This is a genomic window from Microbulbifer litoralis, from assembly GCF_023634065.1.
Classification (GTDB): Bacteria; Pseudomonadota; Gammaproteobacteria; order Pseudomonadales; family Cellvibrionaceae; genus Microbulbifer; species Microbulbifer litoralis.
This window is the reverse complement of sequence record NZ_JALKCV010000001.1, coordinates 552,421-572,953: the sequence shown is the minus strand read 5'-3', so window position 1 is coordinate 572,953 and position 20,533 is coordinate 552,421. Positions and strand designations below refer to the sequence as shown.

17 protein-coding genes are annotated in these 20,533 nt (G+C 62.9%); 6 read left to right on the top strand and 11 right to left on the bottom strand.

Annotation, left to right across the window (positions count from 1 at the left end):
• Nucleotides 1-27 precede the first annotated feature (27 nt).
• On the top strand, nt 28-1,830 hold the full coding sequence (locus MWN76_RS02240; RefSeq protein WP_250458987.1) for an FG-GAP repeat domain-containing protein: 1,803 nt from the start codon (nt 28-30) through the stop codon (nt 1,828-1,830).
• On the opposite strand, the gene MWN76_RS02235 is transcribed toward MWN76_RS02240, so the two are convergent.
• Nucleotides 1,827-2,570 carry an MHYT domain-containing protein gene (locus MWN76_RS02235; protein ID WP_250458986.1) on the bottom strand — a complete coding sequence of 248 codons (744 nt, stop codon included), beginning with the start codon at nt 2,568-2,570 and terminating at the stop codon, nt 1,827-1,829. The two genes, MWN76_RS02240 and MWN76_RS02235, sit on opposite strands and share 4 nt — an antisense overlap.
• A 285-nt stretch (nt 2,571-2,855) precedes the next feature.
• On the opposite strand from MWN76_RS02235, the gene MWN76_RS02230 reads away from it, so the two are divergent.
• The 3 genes from MWN76_RS02230 to MWN76_RS02220 are packed head-to-tail and all read left to right on the top strand — an operon-like array spanning nt 2,856 to nt 5,851.
• Nucleotides 2,856-4,265 carry a hypothetical protein gene (locus MWN76_RS02230; RefSeq protein WP_250458985.1) on the top strand — a complete coding sequence of 470 codons (1,410 nt, stop codon included), beginning with the start codon at nt 2,856-2,858 and terminating at the stop codon, nt 4,263-4,265.
• On the top strand, nt 4,262-4,912 hold the full coding sequence (locus MWN76_RS02225) for a vWA domain-containing protein (RefSeq protein WP_250458983.1): 651 nt from the start codon (nt 4,262-4,264) through the stop codon (nt 4,910-4,912). The genes MWN76_RS02230 and MWN76_RS02225 overlap by 4 nt, the downstream gene beginning before the upstream one ends.
• A gap of 45 nt (nt 4,913-4,957) precedes the next feature.
• On the top strand, nt 4,958-5,851 hold the full coding sequence (locus MWN76_RS02220; protein WP_250458981.1) for a glycerophosphodiester phosphodiesterase family protein: 894 nt from the start codon (nt 4,958-4,960) through the stop codon (nt 5,849-5,851).
• Between the two features lie 318 nt (nt 5,852-6,169).
• On the opposite strand, the gene MWN76_RS02215 is transcribed toward MWN76_RS02220, so the two are convergent.
• Together MWN76_RS02215 and MWN76_RS02210 are read right to left on the bottom strand one after the other, a co-directional pair.
• The gene (locus tag MWN76_RS02215; protein ID WP_250458979.1) at nt 6,170-9,277 is read right to left on the bottom strand and encodes an efflux RND transporter permease subunit; all 3,108 of its coding nucleotides are present in this window, start codon (nt 9,275-9,277) and stop codon (nt 6,170-6,172) included.
• A 106-nt stretch (nt 9,278-9,383) separates the two neighbouring features.
• Nucleotides 9,384-10,502: an efflux RND transporter periplasmic adaptor subunit gene (locus MWN76_RS02210; RefSeq protein ID WP_250458977.1), complete on the bottom strand. Its 1,119-nt coding sequence runs from the start codon at nt 10,500-10,502 to the stop codon at nt 9,384-9,386.
• A 110-nt stretch (nt 10,503-10,612) separates the two neighbouring features.
• Between MWN76_RS02210 and MWN76_RS02205 the strand changes: the two genes are divergently transcribed.
• Nucleotides 10,613-11,257, top strand: a complete 645-nt coding sequence (locus MWN76_RS02205) for a TetR/AcrR family transcriptional regulator (protein WP_250458975.1) — start codon at nt 10,613-10,615, stop codon at nt 11,255-11,257.
• Nucleotides 11,258-11,283: 26 nt separating this feature from the next.
• On the opposite strand, the gene MWN76_RS02200 is transcribed toward MWN76_RS02205, so the two are convergent.
• The 4 genes from MWN76_RS02200 to MWN76_RS02185 all read right to left on the bottom strand — a co-directional run bounded on the left by MWN76_RS02200 (nt 11,284) and on the right by MWN76_RS02185 (nt 14,001).
• Nucleotides 11,284-12,045 carry an ABC transporter permease gene (locus tag MWN76_RS02200; RefSeq protein ID WP_250458973.1) on the bottom strand — a complete coding sequence of 254 codons (762 nt, stop codon included), beginning with the start codon at nt 12,043-12,045 and terminating at the stop codon, nt 11,284-11,286.
• Nucleotides 12,042-13,007, bottom strand: coding sequence for an ABC transporter ATP-binding protein (locus MWN76_RS02195; RefSeq protein ID WP_250458971.1), 966 nt, complete (start codon nt 13,005-13,007; stop codon nt 12,042-12,044). Before MWN76_RS02195 ends, MWN76_RS02200 begins: the two co-directional genes overlap by 4 nt.
• Nucleotides 13,008-13,138: 131 nt before the next feature.
• Entirely contained in the window at nt 13,139-13,471 is a 333-nt protein-coding gene (locus MWN76_RS02190) for an antibiotic biosynthesis monooxygenase family protein (RefSeq protein ID WP_250458969.1), read from the bottom strand.
• The gene (locus tag MWN76_RS02185; RefSeq protein WP_250458967.1) at nt 13,468-14,001 is read right to left on the bottom strand and encodes an NADPH-dependent FMN reductase; all 534 of its coding nucleotides are present in this window, start codon (nt 13,999-14,001) and stop codon (nt 13,468-13,470) included. Before MWN76_RS02185 ends, MWN76_RS02190 begins: the two co-directional genes overlap by 4 nt.
• A gap of 107 nt (nt 14,002-14,108) precedes the next feature.
• Here MWN76_RS02185 and soxR point away from each other — a divergent pair, with 107 nt between their 5' ends.
• A complete protein-coding gene (gene soxR / locus MWN76_RS02180; RefSeq protein ID WP_250458965.1) occupies nt 14,109-14,585 on the top strand; it encodes a redox-sensitive transcriptional activator SoxR in 477 nt (158 codons plus the stop codon).
• Nucleotides 14,586-15,124: 539 nt separating this feature from the next.
• On the opposite strand, the gene MWN76_RS02175 is transcribed toward soxR, so the two are convergent.
• The 4 genes from MWN76_RS02175 to MWN76_RS02160 all read right to left on the bottom strand — a co-directional run bounded on the left by MWN76_RS02175 (nt 15,125) and on the right by MWN76_RS02160 (nt 20,531).
• On the bottom strand, nt 15,125-15,853 hold the full coding sequence (locus MWN76_RS02175) for a dienelactone hydrolase family protein (RefSeq protein WP_250458964.1): 729 nt from the start codon (nt 15,851-15,853) through the stop codon (nt 15,125-15,127).
• 102 nt (nt 15,854-15,955) lie between these two features.
• Nucleotides 15,956-16,366, bottom strand: a complete 411-nt coding sequence (locus MWN76_RS02170; RefSeq protein ID WP_250458962.1) for a VOC family protein — start codon at nt 16,364-16,366, stop codon at nt 15,956-15,958.
• Nucleotides 16,367-16,438: 72 nt separating this feature from the next.
• Complete coding sequence (moeA, locus tag MWN76_RS02165) at nt 16,439-17,689, bottom strand: molybdopterin molybdotransferase MoeA (RefSeq protein WP_250458960.1); 1,251 nt, start codon at nt 17,687-17,689, stop codon at nt 16,439-16,441.
• 175 nt (nt 17,690-17,864) lie between these two features.
• Nucleotides 17,865-20,531: a nitrate reductase gene (locus tag MWN76_RS02160; RefSeq protein ID WP_250458958.1), complete on the bottom strand. Its 2,667-nt coding sequence runs from the start codon at nt 20,529-20,531 to the stop codon at nt 17,865-17,867.
• Nucleotides 20,532-20,533: the final 2 nt, after the last annotated feature.

Here is a 20,533-nt window from a genome sequence, read left to right as displayed (position 1 = left end):
GGTACAACCTGATAACAAGGAGATGTTGTGAAACTCAGAAAGCTTATTCATTTCGCCGGCCTGTCGTCGGCTACTTTCCTGATCGCCGCAACTGTGCGCGCGGATGTTGAACTGCTGCCCTATTTCGCCCACGCGACAGGTTCCCATCCGGAGGCAGTGACTATCGGGGATTTTAATAACGACGGTCGCAACGATGTATTGCTGAATACCTCGACGTATTTTGATCCGGAAAATGATTACAAGCTCAAGGTGTTCCTGCAGGATGAGAACGGCAACTTGCGGCCACCGGTCAGTTACGCGGTCGATGCGGAATACACGAGCCAACCGAAGACGATCGCCGCCGGAGACCTGAATGGCGATGGGCTACTGGATATCGCCGTCGGTATGGACCGCAGCCATATCGAGATATTCCTGCAATATACGGATGGCACTCTCTTCAGCGCCGATACCATCGACACTCCTCTTTCCACGCGTATCGCCGTGGCCGACCTGAATGGCGATGGCCTCGACGATATCGCCGGTATTGGCTGGGGCGATGACAGTGTAGGAGTTTTCTACCAGGAAGAACTGGGTATCAGCCACCAAGCGGAATTGCACTACGCACCGCATGGAGGCAACGACGATCTTGTGCTTGGCGATGTCAACGCGGACGGTGCCGACGATATCGTCGTGATGAGCGGGCAGACTTTCGCGGACAACCTGGCCGTGGTCGCATCGGACGGACAGGGTGGTTTCAAGTCGGTGGCTTTCTACGATCTCGGTGGCAACGAGCTGACAAATGCTGTCACCATCGGCGATGTTGACAGCGATGGCCTGAATGATGTCGCGGTCACCTTTGGGGGCAACCAGCCGGCAGCCTCGATCGCCGTTTTCCACCAGGGAAACGACGGTCTGCTGCAGCAACCGCAGGTACTACCCAGCTATGATATCCCCGAGACCATTGTCACCGCGGATATCAACGGGAATTCGACAGACGATCTACTGGTTTTACACGGCGGCTCGAACAAGCTGGGTGTATACGAGCAGCTTGAAGGCGGCACACTGGGCAGAGAATCCCTGTTCGGTATCCCCTACGCGTCGCATTACAACCCGCAGGGTTTGGATACCGGCGATATCAACGGCGACGGTATTCCCGACGTGGTGGTGGCAGATTACAATCGGGGGCTTGTGGTTTTGCCTGGAGCGGAAACTGCGGAGCAGGAACCACCTGTCGCCGATGCGGGTGTCGATCAATCGGTTTCGGGCAACGCGCTGGTATTGCTCGATGGCAGGGGATCTTCCGATAGCGATGGCGAGATTGTCGGGTATCACTGGACGCAGACTTTCGGCCCCTCCGTCAGCCTGAATGCCGCGGGGGACGGCACCGCGACCTTTGTCGCGCCGGACTCTCCCGGTGAAAACCTGTTACTGCAATTTCAACTCGAGGTTGAGGATAGCAGTGGTCTCGCGTCGACAGATACAGTTTCGGTCGCAGTGCAGGGCAACCTGGCGCCAACTGCCGATGTGGAGCCGGTACAAACCGTGACGGCGGGAGACCAGGTGATACTCGACGGGTCCTCATCCCACGACCCGGACGGCACGATTGTCGAATTTCACTGGCGCCAGCTTTCCGGGACCGCGGTCGATATCGAATCCTTCCCGAATGGCTCTGCCACATTCGTCGCCCCGGTTTTCGGCGGCCCCTTACAGCAGGTGAGAATCCTGGAATTTGAACTCGAGGTCGAAGACGATGATGGTCTGCGGAGCACGGCGACAGTGTTCATCTTTGTACAGGGGCTTCGATCATCTGTTACCAGTGTGCGTGATCAGCGGCCCCCGACAACCTTTTAGCTCGAGATTACAGATCCACTCTCGCGTCGGGCGGAAACGGTTTTGAGCAATACCCGCGCGAGCAGTAATGTTGCAATCGTGAAGGTGGCCAGGCCCAGATAGTCTCCGCTGACTGCGCCGAGGCCGCTGTCTGTGGGAGTGGTTCCGCTGGGGCGGTAGCTGGCCGCGGCCATGCCGGTATAGTGCATACCGCAGATGGCCACGGCCATCGCCAGCGCGCTGACCAGCTTCTGCCAGTAGCCGCGCATACAGAAGGCCATCCACAGGGCTGTGCAGGAGGCAACGGCGGCGATGATCACCGAGATCAACAGGGTATTCAGGTTGTAGTCGATTTCCATCGGCATCAGCATCGCCGCCATGCCGGCGTAGTGCATACCGGCTACACCGCAACCCATGATGCAGCCTGCCGGCAGCAGGTTGATCAACTGGTAGCGGCCGATCCCGGCGATCATGAAGCCCATCGTGCAGGCGCCGATACTGATCAGCGCCGAGAGCAGTGTGACGAGGATGTCGTAGGACACCGCGATATCCATGTCGAAGGCGAGCATGGCGATAAAGTGCATGCTCCAGACGGCGCCACCGCCCATCACTGCCGCGGCACGGAGAATGGCTGAATATTTTTCCCTGCGCGAGGCTGCAGCCGGTATGGCGGTGGCCAGTTCCAGTGCGGTATAGGAGCCGAGCACGGAAACTGCGTAGGACAGGCCCACCAGCAGCAGGTCGTGGTTGGCGAACATCATCGATATGTCCCTTTCCTTGAGAATTTGGGTGAAAAGTGACCAGAAAGATCGGTAATTGACACAATATGTGTATTTACCGCGAGGGTATCCGTCCGGTTCATTATTTTGACGCGAGTTATGATTGGAAATATCTATCGACCTGATAGTCGTCGATATTCGTGCCAAATGGTTAGCGGCCGGGCGGTCGGACTTTTCATCGCAGGGAAACTGTGAACTGAAGGGCGATAGTGCTGCCTACTGCTGTTAGGATTAACTGAAAAACACAATAACCGAGGAGGCAACACCGTGACCGCACTAATGGATAGCCTGCCGCTCTGGCTGTGGTTTCTGCTGGCGCTGGTGGCCTTGTTTGTCGCGCGCAAGCCGGTGCACCAGGGCATCTTTTCCCTGGCGCGTTTCTTTCACCAGTCCCTGCGCCTGGGGGCCAATGCCGTGGCCGGTGCCGAACAGCGCCTGCAGGAGCGCAACCGCGAGGTGTTGCTGGCGGTGGGGCGCGAGGCCGCCGAGCGCCACGTGGAGCGCGAGTTCGACCGTATCGAAGCCACGATGAAAAAGGAGCTGGCGCAGTACCCGGCCCTGCACCGGCGCCTGTGCGAACAGCTCACCGCCATCGACGAGGATTATGTGCGCAGCGCCGAGGTACCGCCGGAGCCCACCAACTGGGCCAAGGCGATCAAGGCGGTGGCGGATATCCCGGCCAAGCAGGATCCGGTGGTGGGCGACGTGCTCGAGACCATCCACCACTCGATGCGCAAGGCGGAGTCCAAGGCGCTGGAGGCCTACCGCGAATCGGCGCGGGAGCGCCACCAGTTGCTGAAGCGCATGATGCCCAACTGGCGCTCGATGCTGACCACGCTCGGGCGGGTCAACAAGAGTGTTGAATCGGTGACCCGCCGGGCCAAGGCCATCGATGGCCATATGGAGCGCTACGAGGAAATCGAGCAGGGCAGCGACCGCGCCCTGCGCATGCTGTCCTCCTCCTCCCTGAGCCAGTTCTTCATCGCCGCCTTCGTGCTGGCGATCGCCGTGGGCGGCGCGTTGATCAATTTTCACCTGATCGCGCGGCCGATGACCGAGATGGTCGGCGGCACCAGCTATATCGGCAGTTTCAAGGTGGCGGATATCTCGGCACTGGTGATTATCCTGGTGGAAATCACCATGGGGCTGTTCGTGATGGAGTGCCTGCGTATCACGCGGCTCTTCCCGGTGATCGGGGCGCTGAACGACAAGCTGCGCATGCGCATGATGTGGGCCGCATTCGTATTGCTGTTTTTCCTCGCCAGTGTAGAGGCGGGGCTCGCCTTCATGCGGGAAATACTGATGCAGGAGGACCTGGCGGTCAGCGCCCAGCTTCGCGGGGACGAGGTGGCGGCCCAGACCGGCGGAGTCTACTGGATCACCACCGCGGCGCAGATGGGCATGGGCTTTATCCTTCCGTTTGCGCTGACTTTTGTCGCGATTCCGCTGGAGAATTTCATCGCGTCCGCCCGCACGGTGATCGGTGTGGTCACCTCCTTCGCTCTGCGAATCCTGTCCGTGACCCTGCGCCTCACCGGTACCGCGGCGCTGCGCGCCGGAACCCTGTTGGTGCGGCTCTACGATATCGTTATCTTCTTTCCCCTGTGGCTGGAAAACAAAGTGCTCGACTGGCGCGCCCGGACCGTCGAGCCGACAAACGCGGAGAAAGCCCAATGAAAATTTCACTGCCAACCATTGCGGCACTGGCCTGCAGCCTGCTGCTGAGCGCCTGCGGCGAGCCAGTGGCGCACAATCGCGGTGTCTATATGCTGATCGACACCTCCGGCACCTATACCGAGGAACTGGACAAGGCGCAGCAGGTGATCAACTACACCCTGGCCAAGCTGAACCCCGGCGATACCTTCGCCGTGGCCAGTATCAACACCGGCAGTTTCAGCGAGAAAAATATCCAGGCCAAGGTCACCTTCGATGACCGCCCCAGTGTGACCAACAAGCAGAAGCAGGCATTCCAGCAGTCCATCCAGCAATTTGTGGACAATACCGAGCCGGCCTCCTATACCGACATCACCGGCGGCCTGTTGCAGGCGGTGGAATACCTGAATGAAAAGCGGCCCGGCACCAAGACCATCCTGATATTTTCCGACCTGAAGGAGGAGATCAAGGAGGGCTACAACCGCGATGTGCCGCTGCAACTGGATGGCTTCAACCTGGTCGCCTTGAACGTGACCAAGCTGCGCAGCGACAATATCGACCCGAACGAATACTTGGGACGTCTGCAGGACTGGCAGAGCCGGGTGGAGAAAAGCGGTGGCAGCTGGCGGGTGATCAACGACCTGGAGCGGCTGGAAAAAATCCTGCCGTAAGGCGCCGCGGCGCCTCCCGCGCGTGTACTTTGAATAAGGCTTCAGATGCTCTGGCTGGCACTCTTTGCAATCGTCGTTTTCCTGCTCTGGTGCTACGCCACTGCGCGCCCTGTACCCTTGACGTCGCTCTCGCTGGCGCACCGCCATCACCCACTGGTCATCTCCCACGGCGACGACGCCGGCAACGGCCTCTATCCCGGCAATACACTGTTCTACCTGCAGAAGATGGTCGAACTGGGGGTGGATGCGCTGGAGCTGGACCTGAATCTCACCGCAGATGGCCATCTGGTATTGATGCATGACGGTACCGTCGACCGCACCAGCGACGGTAGCGGTGCCATTATTGAAATGACGCTGGACGAGTTGCGAGAGCTGAACGTGGCCCATCGCTGGAGCAGTGATGGAGGTCGCTATCCCTATCGCGACAGTCCGCTGCGCATTGCCACCATTGACGAAGTCTTCGCGGCCCTGCCGGAGACGCCGATCGTTATCGAACTGAAAAACGACGATCCGCTGGCGGCGCGGGTGCTCAGCGACGCGATCGAAAAAGCCGGCTGCGAGGCACGCGTGATCGTGTCCTCTTTCCACCGCGGCGTGATACGCGAGTTCCGCCGCCTGTCGCCGCGGGTGGCCACCGGTGCCACCATGCCGGAAGCACTGCTGTTTTTTATCGCCCAGTGGCTTTTCGCCGAACGGTTGTTGAGCCCGGCCTACCAGACGATGCAATTACCCATGCACTACTACGGCATTCCGGTTTTTTCAGCGCGTTTTGTCAACGCGGCGCGCAACTGCGGCCTGCACCTGTCCGTGTGGACTGTCGATGAACCGGAGGATATGCGCGACTATATCGAGCTGGGGCTGGACGGCATCGTCACCAACCGGCCGGACAGGTTAATGGCCCTGTTGGAAGAAACCCCCGATCCGGATTTCAATCCGTAGGGACGAACCTTGTGTTCGTTCTGTTTGTTAATGCCGCTTCGGGCCGTGATGTAAAAGAGTTTAGTGGCGCCTTCGCATCGACATTAGAGTTTCTATCTATCTCTGTACGGGGCCTAAAAAGAACTATGAAGCCGATGAGAAGGCCCTGATGCCGGGAAGGGTTTCGGGACTGTCTGCGAGAGGGACCTCGCAGACAAGCCTCCAGGGATGGATTTACGGCGTGTCCCGAAACCCTTCCCGGCATCAGGGCTGCCACTGCATTTGCTTAGAACATCCAGTTTCGGGGCACGGAAATCAGAGATGAACACAGGTTCGCCCCTACAATTCCCCGACAAGCTCCCCCCGCCGCATCGATTGGTATTCTGTCGTTTCGCTGCTCTCTTCCCGGACTCTGAACCAGGCCGCGTAAAGTGCCGGTAAAAACAGCAGTGTCAGCGCCGTGGCCACAATCAGCCCACCCATGATCGCCACCGCCATGGGACCGAAAAAGTCGCTGCGCGACAGTGGGATCATCGCCAGCACGGCGGTCAGGCCCGTCAGCACGATCGGCCGGAAACGCCGCACCGTGGACTCGACAATCGCCTCCCAGGGCGCCAGTCCCTGTTTGATGTCCTGCTGGATCTGGTCCACCAGGATGACCGAGTTGCGCATGATCATGCCCGCCAGTGCGATGGTGCCGAGCATGGCCACGAAACCGAACGGCTGGCGGAAGACCAGCAGGAACAGGGTGACGCCGACAATACCCAGCGGCGCAGTCAAAAACACCATCGTGGACAGGGAGAAGCTGCGCAACTGCAGCATCAGCAGCGTCACCACCACCAGCACGAACAGCGGCATACCGGCGTTGACGGATTCCTGGCCGCGAGCGGATTCCTCCACGGCGCCGCCGATTTCCAGCAGGTAACCCGGCGGCAGCGACGCGCGGATTTCGTCCAGCCGCGGCCAGACCTGGTTCACGACGGTGGCAGGCTGCTGTTCTCCATAGATATCCGCGCGCACGGTTACCGTCGGAAGGCGGTCGCGGTGCCAGATAACGCCCTCCTCGAAGCCGTATTCCAGCGTCGCAATCTGGTTCAATGGCACGCTGCGACCGCTCCCGGTCTGCACCGCCAGGTTGCCCAGCCTGCCCAGTGCACCGCGCTCGCCGTCGCTGCCGCGCACCTGTACATCGATCAGTTCGTTGTCCTCCCGGTATTGGCTGACGGCAACGCCGGCCAGGGAACTCTGCAGTGCGCGGGAAAGATCGGCGCTGGTCACGCCCAGGGCGCGGGCGCGGGCCTGGTCGATATTGAGCTGCACCGCCTTGCTGGGCTCCTGCCAGTCCAGGTGCACATTACTCACGGCCGGATTTTCCCGCACCCGGTCCGCCACTTCGCGGGCGATTGTCCGCACTTCCGGAATATGTTCGCCGGACACGCGGAACTGCACCGGGTAGCCCACCGGCGGGCCATTTTCCAGCCGCGAGATACGCGAGCGCACCGTGGGGAACTGCTCGTGCATGGTCGAGATCAGCCAGCTGCGCACCTGCTCCCGCTCCTCGATCGATCGGGTCAGCACCACAAACTGCGCGAAACTGGCCGCCGGCAGTTGCTGGTCCAGCGGCAGGTAGAAGCGCGGCGAACCGGTGCCCACATAGGCCACGTAGTTGTCCACCAGCGGGTTTTCGGCCAGCAGTTTTTCCAGCCGCGCGGCCTGCCGTTCGGTTGCGGTCAGCGAGGCGCTCTCGCTCAGTTTCATATCCACCATCAGTTCCAGGCGTGCGGAAGAGGGGAAGAACTGCTGCGGGACAAAGCGGAACAGTGCCAGTGAGCCGACAAAAACAAGCAACGTCAGCGCGATGACCGTTTTGCGATAGCTCAGGCACCATTGCACCAGCCGGCGGAAACGCCGGTAAAACGGTTTCTGGTAGGGATCCTGTACCTCGCCGCTGCTGTCGCGGCGGGTCAGGTCCGGCAGCAGGCGGTCGCCGAGATAGGGCACGAATACCACCGCCGCCACCCAGGAGGCGAGCAGGGAGAGTGTGACCACCTGGAATATCGAGCGGGTGTATTCACCGGTGCCCGACTGGGCCGTGGCGATGGGCAGGAAGCCGGCGGCGGTGATCAGGGTGCCGGTCAGCATCGGGAAGGCGGTGCTGGTCCAGGCGAAACCGGCGGCCTTGAGGCGGCTGAAACCCTGTTCCATCTTGATCGCCATCATTTCCACGGCGATGATGGCGTCGTCCACCATCAGCCCCAGGGCCAGTACCAGGGCGCCGAGGGAGATCTTGTGCAGGCCGATATCGAAATACTGCATCAGGGCGAAAGTCATCGCCAGCACCAGCGGGATCGACAGGGCCACCACCAGGCCGGTGCGTATACCCAGCGAGAAGAAACTCACCAGCATCACGATGGCCAGTGCCTCCGCCAGCACCTTGACGAATTCACCCACGCTGCGTTTTACCGCCGCCGGCTGGTCGGAGACCTTGCGCAGTTCCAGCCCCAGCGGCAGGTCCTGTTGCAGTTCGGCAAAGGCGGCATCCAGGTTTTCCCCCAGTGCCAGGATATCGCCGCCGGCTTTCATGGACACGGCGATACCGATGGCATCGTCGCCCATAAAGCGCATGCGCGGTTGCGGCGGGTCGCTAAAGCCGCGCTGTACTTCGGCGATATCGCCCAGTTGCTGGGTGCGGCCGCCGACAGTGATCGGGAAGCGGCGGATTTCGTCGACGGAACGGAACTGGCCGCTGACGCGAATGCGCACCCGGTCGCTGCCGGTCTCCACAAAGCCGGCGTCGGCGACGGCGTTCTGGGATTGCAGCGCGGACTGCACGGCGGACATGGGAATGCCCAGCGAGGCGAGCTTGGTATTGGAGAGCTCGACCCAGATTTTCTCGTCCTGCAGGCCGACCAGCTGCACCTTGCCCACATCCTCGACCCGCTGCAGCGCCAGCTGCAGGCGCTCGGCGTAATCCTTTTTCAGCGCGTAGTCGAAATCGGCCCCGGTCAGCGCATAGATATTGCCGTAGGTGGTGCCGAACTCGTCGTTGAAAAATGGCCCCTGGATATCCGGCGGCAGTGTGTGGCGGATGTCGCCGATCTTCTTGCGCACCTGGTACCAGAGATCGGGGATTTCACTGGAGCGCATATCGTCGCGGGCGACGAACATTACCTGGGACTGGCCGGGGCGGGAGAAGGAGGTGATGCGGTCGTAGTCACCGGTCTCCATCAGCTTTTTTTCCACCCGCTCGGTAATCTGGCGGGAGACTTCCCCGGCGCTGGCGCCGGGCCACAGGGTATTGACCACCATCACCTTGAAAGTAAACGGTGGGTCCTCGCTCTGGCCCAGTTGCGTATAGGAATAGATGCCCATCAGTCCCATCAGGACGATGGCGTAGAGCACCAGCGGGCGGTTCTTCAGCGCCCACTCGGAGAGATTGAAAGCCATAGTGATTCTTCCTGAAGGTTTTCCCCCGGCCGGGGCCTTGTGGGAGCCTGCCTGCGGGCGAGGGGTCGAAACCCGCCGGCCGTTTGTATGCAGGCAGGTTCTCGCATCAATTCTGCCGGGGCTGCGAAGACTCGATTTCCACCGGCCGGTTCATCCGGTCTACCGGCCGCACCCGCTGGCCGTCCCGCAACAGTTGCGTGCCGGCGGCCACTACCCAGTTGTCGGGAGCCAGGCCATCCAGCACCGGCACCCGCTCCGTGCCGAAGGCGCCCACGGTAACCGGTGTCTTGTGCAGGGTGTTGCCGTCCGGATCCAATACCCAGACGAAGGGGTTGCCATTGTCCGCGGTCAGCGCCGCCAGCGGGATCGACAGGGCCCCGTGGCGTTCACCGGTGTCGGCAAACACGCGCGCGCTCTGGCCCAGGTCGGCTTTGACTTTTTCGTTGTCGAAGGCCACCCGCGCCTCGAAGGTGCGCGAGGCCGGATCGGCGGCGGGGGAGAGTTCGCGAATCTGCCCGTTGAAGGGTTCGCCCGGGCGCGACCAGAGTTCCAGCGTGACTGTCTGCCCCACGGCGAAGCGGTCGATCTGTTGTTCCGGCAGGTCGATGCGCACTTCCCGGTCGCCGTCCGCCGCCAGCGTGAACACTGTCTGGCCGGCGGCCACCACCTGGCCGGCCTCTGCCTGGCGCCGGGCGATCACGCCGTCCCGCGGCGCTTTCAATACCGCGTAGCCGGCGCGGTTGCGGGCCACTTCCAGGTTGGCGCGGGCCCGCTCCAGCTGCGCGGTGCTGGCATCGTAGCGGCTCTCGACGGTATCGAACTGGGACTGGCTGACCAGCTGGCGCTCCAGCAGCGAGCGGTGTCGTTGCCGTTCGTTGCTGGCGAGGCGCTGGTCGGCCTGTGCGGAATCGAGCTGGGCGCGGGCGCCGTCCAGCTCCAGTTGCAGGTCTTCTGCGTTGAGTTCCGCCAGTGGGTCGCCGCGGTTGACCCGGTCGCCCACCTGTACCAGCCGCCGGCTGATCTTGCCGCCGATACGGAAGGCGAGGTCGGGCTCGTAGCGGGCGCGCACCTCGCCGGGATAGATCTCGCGCTCCACGCCGGCCTGCTGTGGCTGCACGACGATGGCGGGGCGCGGTTGTTCGCCGGTATCGGCTTCCGGTGGCGAGCAGGCGGCGAGAGCCAGTGCCGCCGCGGCAATGCCGGTGAGAGTGAGCGATCGGACCATGGAAACTCCCTTCCCTCTACAGGTGCCAACGGGCGCCGGACCCGCCGGTAATGTTATACTGGCGAGTATAGTAATTTTATTGAACTCTCGAGTCCAGTATATGGAGCACTATGTCTGAACTGTCTTCTCCGGCCGCGTCGAGGGGCCGCCCGAAGGACCCGGCCAAGCGCCGGGCGATACTCGATGCGGCCAAGGGGCTGTTCCTGTCGGAGGGCTTTGCCGGTACCAGTATGGATGCGGTGGCCGCGGCCGCCGGCGTGTCAAAACTGACTGTCTACAGCCATTTTTCCGACAAGGCGACGCTGTTCAGCGCCGCGGTGGAGGCCAAGTGCGGCAGCCAGATGCCGATGCCGATGTTCGACCTGGAGGAGGGGGCCTCGGTGGCCGGGATGCTGCAGCGGATCGGCGAGGCCTTCCTGGAGATGATCGACAGTGAGGATTCAGTGCGCCTGATGCGACTGCTGTGCGGTATGGGCGGGCGCGATACGGAGATGGCGCAGCTGTTCTACGAGGCCGGCCCGCGGCGCACGCTGACGCAGATGGAGCGTTTCCTGCGCCGCGCGCAGGAACTGGAGTTGCTGCGGGTGGAGGACCCCGCTACGGCGGCGGAGTTTTTCTTCGGCCTGCTGCAGGGGGGCTGCCGGAACGTGCAGGTACTGATCGGCTGCTGCGAGGCGCCGTCGGAGGCGGAAAACCGCGAGCGGGTCGCCGCGGCGGTGCAGGTGTTCATGCGCGCCTACGGAACCCGCGAATAGGGTGCGCCGTGCGCACCGCCGGCCTGTTACGTCTTGATCCGGTAGCCGGTGCGGAAGATCCACCAGATCCCGGTCATGCACAGCAGCAGGAAGAGCATGGTCATGCCCAGGCTGACCCCCACGTTGACGTCCGCCACGCCGTAGAAGGCCCAGCGGAAACCGCTGATCAGGTAGACCACCGGGTTGAACAGGGTGATCTTCTGCCAGATCTCCGGCAGCATGTTGATGGAATAGAAGGCGCCGCCGAGAAAGGTGAGCGGCGTGACCACCATCAGCGGGATCACCTGCAACTTCTGGAAATCGTCGGCCCAGATGCCGATGATAAAGCCGAACATGCTGAACGTGAGCGCCGTCAATACCAGGAAACCCAGCATCCAGAAGGGGTGCACGATGTGGTAGTCGACGAAAAAGCGCGCGGTAACCAGTATCAGCAGGCCGAGAATGATCGACTTGGTGGCCGCGGCCCCGACATAGCCGGCGACAATCTCGAACGCCGACACCGGTGCCGATAGCACCTCGTAGATGGTGCCGGAAAATTTCGGGAAAAAGATCCCGAAAGAGGCGTTGGAGATGCTCTCCGACAGCAGTGACAGCATGATCAGCCCGGGAATGATGAAGGCGCCGTAGCTGACCCCGTCGATATCCCCCATGCGCGAGCCGATGGCGGCGCCGAAGACAATGAAGTAGAGCGACGTCGACAGCACCGGCGAGGCGATACTCTGCATCAGAGTGCGCCAGGTGCGGGCCATTTCGAATTTGTAGATGGCTCGGATTCCGTACCAGTTCATTCCTGCGTCTCCTTGGTCAACTGCTCTGCCTGCTCACTGCGCGCGTTGTGCACCAGCCCGACGAAAATCTCCTCGAGGGAACTCTCCCGCGTGTGCAGGTCGCGGAACTCGATGTCGGCCTCGTTCAGCCGGCGCAGGAATTCGGTAATGCCGGTATCGCTGCTCTTGATGTCGAAGCGGTAGATCAGCTGGCTGCCGTCCTCGTTCAGGGTCAGTGGCAGGTCGCGCAGTGTCTCCGGCACCTGCTGCAGCGGCTCCGGCAGGTGCAGGCTCAGCTCCTTCTCACCCATCTTCTGCATCAGGGTGTTCTTGTCTTCCACCAGTACCACTTCGCCGCGATTGATCACACCTATGCGATCGGCCATTTCCTCGGCCTCTTCGATATAGTGGGTGGTCAGAATAATGGTCACCCCGGATTCGCGCAGGCCGCGTACCATTTCCCACATATCCCGGCGCAGCTCCACATCCACGCCCGCGGTGGGCTCATCGAGAAACAGGATGTCCGGCTCGTGTGACAGCGCCTTGGCGATCATCACCCGGCGCTTCATGCCGCCGGACAGCGCCATGATCTTGCTGTCCTTCTTTTCCCACAGGGAGAGCTGGCGCAGCAGCTTCTCGAGGTAGGCCGGGTTCGGGGCCTTGCCGAACAGGCCGCGGCTGAACTTGACCGTTGCCATGACGCTCTCGAAGGAGTCGGTGGCCAACTCCTGTGGTACCAGCCCGATCTTGCTGCGCGCCACACGGAAATCGCGGGCGATGTCGCAACCGTCGGCGGTAATTGTGCCGCTGGTGGGATTGACGATACCGCAGATAATGCTGATCAATGTGGTCTTGCCGGCGCCGTTGGGACCCAGCAACGCAAATATCTCGCCGCGACGGATATCCAGGTCCACATTCTTCAGGGCGGTAAACCCACCGGCATAGGTTTTGCCGAGCCCTTTGACGGAGATAATCGATTCCACTGTATTTCTTCCTTTTCAGTATGACCCATCCAGCCTGTCGACCTGGCGCGGGACAGATCGACATCCTAACGCAAATGTCGATGTGCTGTATTGAAGTTGCATAGTTTTGTCCACTCGTCTGCCTGTTTCTGTCAGTTGTCGAGTTCGGTGAAGCTGCCGAGGCTGGCCTCGATACCGAGCCGTGCCATCAGTGTGCGGGGATTGAAGTTGTCCCTCTCGTGCCGGGCCGTCACCACGGCGCGGGCGCTCTCCAGTGCGCCCGCGCTCTGCCACTCGACCATCGTGACCAGGGTAAAATAATCCCCCGGCAGTGGTGATTCCAGCAACAGGTCGCGGACAAAGCCCGGTTGCCGCCGCAATAGCCGGTGGGTTTCCCGCACCCTGTGGAGGAACTCGGCGCGTGCGCTCTCGGGAATCCTGAACCGGTCGAGCCGGAAGATGGCAGCGGTCGGTGTCCCGGTCATGCGACGACCTCCCCGTAGGGAACCTGTGCGCGTGCACTGCGCAGTGCCGAGGCCCACCAGTGCAGGTGGGCGACCAGCCGCTGCAGGGAGCGGTTGGCCCGCTCCGGCTCGCGCAGGCGGCCGTTGTCGAACTGTTCCCAGGCATTGATAAAGCCGACGCTGTCCCGCAGCGTGACCGCGTGCAGCTCGGCGAACACCTGGCGCAACTGCTCTACGGCGCGGCTGCCACCGGAGATCCCGCCGTAGCTGACGAAGCCCACCGGCTTGGCCTGCCACTCGGCCTTGGCGGAATCGATCAGGGCCTTCAGAGGGGCCGGATAGCCGTGGTTGTATTCCGGGGTTGCGACAATAAAGCCGTCGGCCCGATCCAGGCGCTGGTGGAGATCGCCCGGGGCCGCCGGGTCTATCAGGTCGAGCTGGTAGTCGCCCAGTTCCCGGAGGCGCGCGGCGGTCCAGTTGACGATGGTGTCGCAGAGGCGGCCCTCGCGGGTGCTGCCGTAGATCAGCGCAATGCGGAGCGTATTTTCCATGGTGATTTCTCCCGTTGGTTGCAATCTGTTACCGGGCAGTGTAAAAGCTCAAGTTAACTTTAGGTCAATAGGCGACGGCAATTTATTGCCGCTGTGGAGGGGTGGTCATGGCGAAAGGTGACGGTTGCAGCAAGCTCAACCGCGAATTGAGTGTGGGAGAGGTGGCCGAGCGCAGTGGCCTGGCGGTATCCACCCTGCATTTCTACGAAAGCAAGGGGCTGATCAAAAGCTGGCGCACCGGCGGCAACCAGCGGCGCTACGCCCGGGATGTCTTGCGGCGGGTGAGTATCATCAAGGTCGCGCAACGCACCGGTATCCCGCTGGCGGAAATCAAGGCGGCGCTGGACACTCTGCCGGATGGCCGCACACCCAACAAGAAAGACTGGACGAGATTGTCGGCGCGGTGGCACGAGGAGCTGGATGCGCGCATCGAGCAGTTGACAAGGCTGCGCGATAGCCTGGACGGTTGTATTGGCTGCGGCTGCCTGTCGATGAAAAGCTGTCCCCTGCGCAATCCCGGCGACAGGGCGGCGGAACTGGGTAGCGGTGCCTGGTACCTGGAAGAGGTGCGCCGCAAGTCGTAGAGACATGGCGGCGGATCCGGGAGCGATGGTGAAAGGCTCCCGGATTCCGCTGCGCTCCATCCGGGCTACTTGTCCGGGGTGGGCCCGGAGTACGAGTCGACAGGGCGCAGCCCGGATGCAGGCGCGCTCCCGGATTCCGCTGCGCTTCATCCGGGCTACTTGTCCGGGTTGGGCCCGGAGTGCAAGTCGACGGGGCGCAGCCCGGATGCAGGGGTGCTCCCGGATTCCGCTGCGCTTCATCCGGGCTACTTGTCCGGGTTGGGCCCGGAGTGCAAGTCGACAGGGCGTAGCCTGGATGCAGGGGGCTCCCGGATTCCGCTGCGCTTCATCCGGGCTACTTGTCCGGGTTGGGCCCGGAGTGCGAGTCGACAGGGCGTAGCCCGGATGCAGGCGCGCAGCGCCGGAATCCGGGAAAGTCGGTGTCGGAAACGGGGTCGAAGTGCCCCGGATTCCGCTGCTAAGGCCGGGGGCTTTCCCGAGTGAGCCGGTAGGGCTCCACCTCGGGGTTTATATCCAGCCGCGCGACTTCCAGAATCAAGTCAGCCCCCGAACAGTTTCCGGTAGAAGGCCAGGGCGCCTGTCCGGGAATCCCTGGTCGCCTCTTCGCTATACGCCAGCGGGATTCCGAACTTCTCGCCGCGGCCGGTGGCGGCGGGGTTGGTGAAGCCGTGTTTGACGCCCGGGTAGCTGGTCAGCTCGAATTTGGCCCCGGCATTCTGCATTTCCTCGACAAAGGCGCCCACCTGCTCTGCCGGAATCATTGCGTCCGCGCCACCGGTATAGACCTGCAGTTCCGCCTTGACGCCGCCCGGTTTCGCCCGGATATCGCTGGCCAGGTTGCCGTGGAAGCTCACGACACCGTTCAGGTCTAGTCCCAGCCGCGCCATATTCAGGGCCACGGCCCCGCCGAAGCAGTAACCCTGGGCGGCGATTTTATCTGCATCCACGGTGTCGTGTTGTTGCAGGATTTCCAGCGCCGCGCGGAAGCGCGCCTCGACCGCGCCGGGTTTCTCCAGCACTGCGTTCATCAGCGCGGCGGCATCGTCCGGGTTGTCCGCCTGCTTGCCGGTGCCGAACATATCCAGTGCGAAGACGGTATAGCCCTCCGCGGCCAGTTTGTCGGCTTCCCCGCGCACAAAATCGTTGTGGCCCCACCATTCGTGAATCATCAGGATACCGGGGCGTTTGCCGCTGACGCTGTCGTCGCTGGCGATATAACCGGTAAAGGAATCGCCCTCCACGGTGTACTCGATGGTTTCGCTGTGCATGCGTTTCGCTCTCCTTTTCATCCGAATGAAACTATCTCTATTGGGGTGGGTGCGCCGTACGCAACGGCCCCGCGGTATCGACGCGGCCTGCAGAGGCGTGGTTCAGCTCTGCCAGGGCGGCCCCTTGAGCTCCACCACATTGTTTTCCGGATCGGTGATGTAGATGGAGGGGCCCTCGCCCTCGGCACCGTAGCGGGATTCCACCTGCCCCGGCTCCAGGCCCCGTTCGCGCAGGTGGGAGAGTATCGCATCGGCGTCGAAAGGGGACACGCGCAGGCAAAGGTGATCCATATTGCGACCCTCGTTTCCCGGCGGTGCGCCGCCGGCGCGGCCCAGTTTCTGGTTGACCGGTACCAGGTCGATCAGGCTGCTGCCGGCGCGCAGCTGGTAGAGGCCGATCTCGCGCTGCTCCCGTTCCCGGGTACAACCCAGTACGTCGATATAAAAATCCGTCATTGCCTGCAGGTCGCTGACGCGCAGGACGATATGGTCGATCTGTTGAATCTTGAACATGGCCGGTTATCTCAATCCGGTTATCCCAATATTGTTTTACACCCCGCCCGATCAGTGATCTTCCGGGTGAACTCAGGTCAACGGCGCCCCGAAGGGTTCGATGGTCACCCAGTCGCCGGTGTCGCAGTCGCCGCTTTCCCGGGGCAGCACGATAAAGCAGTTGGCGTGGGAGAATCCGGACAGGATATGACTGCCCTGGATTCCGGTGGTTTCCACCACCTGCAGGCCGTCGCCGTCGCGATAGGTAAAGCCGCGCTGGAAATCCAGCCGCCCCGGCGACTTGCGGATCGGGTTCAGCAGGCGCGCGCGGCCCTGGAAACGTACCAGCTCGTCGTCGGCCCCGCGTATTTTTTCCACTGCCGGCAGCACCAGTTGGTAGAGGGTGACCAGCGCGGACACCGGGTTGCCGGGCAGGCCGAAGAAGTAGCTCTCGCCGGCTGCCCGCGGCAGCCGGCCGAAGGTGAACGGCTTGCCGGGCTTGATCGCCAGTCGCCACATTTCCAGCTGCCCCAGTTCCTCCAGTACGCCGCGGGTATAGTCCGCCTCACCGACGGAGACACCGCCGCTGGTGATCACGATATCCGCGCTGTCGCGGGCCCGCTCGAAGGCCGCGCGAATCGGCCCGGGATCGTCGGGCTGGCAGCCGAGGTCGACGACGTCGATTTCCAGCTCCTCCAGCGCGGCCCTGAGCGCGATGCGGTTGCTGTCGTAGATCTCGCCGGTGCCCAGTTCCGCCGCCGGCGTCGACAGCGGTTTCAGTTCGTCGCCGACTGACAACAGCGCCGCGCGCAGTCGGCGCAGTACCGTGACCCGCTGCACGCCGGCCGCGGCCAGCAGCGCGATATCCGGCACCTTGAGGCGCCGACCGACCGGCACGAGGGTTTCGCCGCTGGTGACATCCTCGCCGCGACGGCGGATATGGGCGCCGGCAGCGGCGGCTTTCTGCAGCAGCACGCGCTTGTCATCGAGCTTGATATTTTCCTGCATTTCCACCCGGTCGGCGCCCTCGGGCAGGGCCGCGCCGGTGGTGATGCGCACGCACTGGCCGGGCTCCAGCGCGCCGGAATAGGGGTGGCCGGCCAGGCTTTTGCCCACCAGTGAGAACTGCAGGCCGTCGCCGCACAGGGCGTAGCCGTCCATGGCCGAGTTGTCGCAGGGCGGCAGGTCCAGCTGCGCACTGGCCGCCTCCGCCAGTAACCGGCCGCGGGCCTGTTCCAGCGGCAGTGTTTCGGTTTCCCGCAGTGGCGCAACGGATTCCAGCAGCTGCGCGCGCGCCCGCTCCACCGGGAGCAGGCCCTTCTGCAGGCAGGTATCGATGGTCATGGGCTCTGGTCTTTTATTGCGGCTGTTGCACCGGACAATAGCGCGATCGGCGGCAAAATTAAATCGGTGGATAGCTTCTTGAAGGGTTTGTCGCGGGAGTCCGCTTTCGAAGACTCCTGGGCAAGCGCCGGCGCGATAGCGCCTGCGGGTGGATGGCCGGAGAGAGGATCCGTGCTCAGGCGACGCTTTTCACCCGCGCCCGCAGAATCGAGGCGATCTCCGGCTTGCAGGAGCCGCAGTTGGTGCCGCAACCCAGCTGTTCACCCAGGGCCTCCACGGAGTCGGTGCCCGCGGCGATGGCGGTCTCGATCTGCTCCCGGGAGACCTGCATGCAGCTACAGACCATCTGTGCCGCCGGGGTAACCTTCTGCAACAGCTGGGCGGGGTTGTCGGGCAGGGCCTCGACCAGCCACTGCTCCAACGCGTGGCGGTCCGGCAGCCGTCGCCAGTCGTCAGCGGTAAACAGCAGCAGTTGCAATGCGTCCGTGTACACCAGCCAGCGCTGGGCGCCGGGCAGTTGCAGTTGCTGCCAGCGGAGTGGTTCGCCGACGCTCTCCAGTAACCGCTGTGCCAGTGCGCGGCAGTCGGGTGCGTCGGACAGTGCCAGTTCATAGCGGTAGCCACCATCGCAGGGTACCCGGTACCAATGCTGCAGGGATTCGATTTCGGCCAGTTGGCCCTGCAGTCGGCCCGCGGTTTGCGCCGGGCAGATCAGGCACAGGTAGGTATGCACGGTGAGCCCGCGCAGTCGCACGGCCACCTGCTTGAATTCCGGCTGCCCGGAATGCGGATCGGTTGCCGGCTCCGCCAGGGCGCTGACACGGCTGTCGCCGGCCAGGCTTTCGCTCCAGTGAATCGGCGCGAAGAGCTCGCCTTTTTTCTGCGCCGCGGTGATTTCGGCGCGGCCGCGCATGCGGCCGCGAACGCTGGCCGCTTCCACCAGCTGTCCGTCTTCGATACCGAGGTGCGCGGCGTCGGCGGGGTGGACCTGGATCCGGGGCATCTCGCTGTGATCGAGCAGTTTGCGCGCGCGTCCGGTGCGGGTCATGGTGTGCCATTGATCGCGCATGCGGCCGCTGTTCAACCACAGCGGATAGTCGTCGCTGCGCTGCTGTTGAGGCGCCAGCGGGCGTATCGGCACAAACTGCGCGCGGCCACTGGGGGTGAAAAAGTGGCCGTCGGTGAACAGCCGCGCACTGCCGCCGGGGTTGTCGGCGTTGATCGGCCACTGCACCGGTTGCAACTGGTCGTACTCGCGCTCGTTGAGAGCTTGCAATGCGGAGATATCGAAGGCGCGCGAGCGGTCGTTCTCGAAGCCGGACAGGGCGGCGTGTTCGCGGAAAATCTCCACCGGGTGCCGGTAGTCAAACGCCTCGCCGTAACCCAGCCGCCGCGCCAGGTCGCAGATAATCTGCCAGTCGTGGCGGGCTTCGCCCGGCGGCGCCAGGAAACCCCGCTGCCGCGAGATGCGCCGTTCGGAATTGGTCACGGTGCCGTTCTTTTCGCCCCAGGTGGTGGCCGGTAGCAGCAGGTCGGCGCAGCGGGCGGTATCGGTATCGGCGACACAGTCGGACACCACCACCAGTGGGCACTTCTCCAGCGCGCGACCGATACGCGCCGCATCCGGCATGCTCACCGCCGGATTGGTGGCCATGATCCAGATGGCCTTGATCTCGCCACTCTCCACCGCGCGGAAAAGATCCACCGCCTTCAGTCCCGGCTTCTGCGTCATATTGCCGGCGCGCCAGAAGCGGCCCACGCGGTCGATATCGTCCGGCTCGAAATTCATATGGGCGGCCAGCATATTGGCGAGCCCGCCGACTTCGCGCCCACCCATGGCATTGGGCTGGCCGGTAATGGAAAAGGGACCGCAGCCTGGCTTGCCAATGCGGCCGCTGGCCAGGTGACAGTTGATGATCGAGTTGTTCTTGTCGGTGCCGCTGCTGGACTGGTTGACGCCCTGGGAGTAGAAACTGATGGTTTTTTCCGTGCGCGCGAACAATCGGAAAAATTCTTTCAGTTTCTCCTTCTCGATAGCACAGGCGCGGGCGGTTTTCTCCAGTGTCCAGTCGCGCGCTGCAATTACCGCCTCGGCAAAATTTTCGGTATGTTGTTCGATGAAGGTGTCGTCGAGCCGGTCCTGTTCCAGCAGGTAATTCAACAGGCCGTTGAACAGTGCCGCGTCGCTGCCCGGTGTAATCGGCAGGTGCAGGTCTGCCATTTCGCTGGTGGCGCTGGCGCGGGGGTCGACGACCACCAGTTTCGTCTCCGCCGCCTGCATGCGCTGGAACAGGATCGGGTGGGTCCAGGCGGCGTTGGAGCCGACCAGCACCACCAGCTCGGCCTCTTCCAGATCCCGGTAACAGCAGGGCACTGCGTCTGCGCCCAGGCTGCGTTTGTAGGCGGCCACCGCGGACGACATGCACAGCCGTGAGTTGGTATCCACATTGCCGCTGCCGATAAAGCCTTTCATCAGCTTGTTGGCGACATAGTAGTCCTCGGTCAGCAACTGGCCGGACAGGTAGAAGGCGACGGAGTCGGGACCGTGCTCGGCAATGGTGCGGGCGAACTGGCGGGCCATATAGTCCATGGCGCTGTCCCAGTCGTGTTCGCGGCCGTGCAGGCGCGGGCGCAGCAGGCGGCCGCGTTCGCCGAGGGTTTCCGCCAGCGCCGATCCCTTGACACAGAGGCGGCCGGCATTGGCCGGGTGGCGCTCGTCGCCCTCGATACTGACTTCCTCGCTGGCGCCGCGCTTGTGCGTGGCGGCGACGCCGCAGCCGACGCCGCAGTAGGGGCAGGTGGTACAGGTTTTCTGGGCGTGAAACCGCTCGATCAGTGCCATTG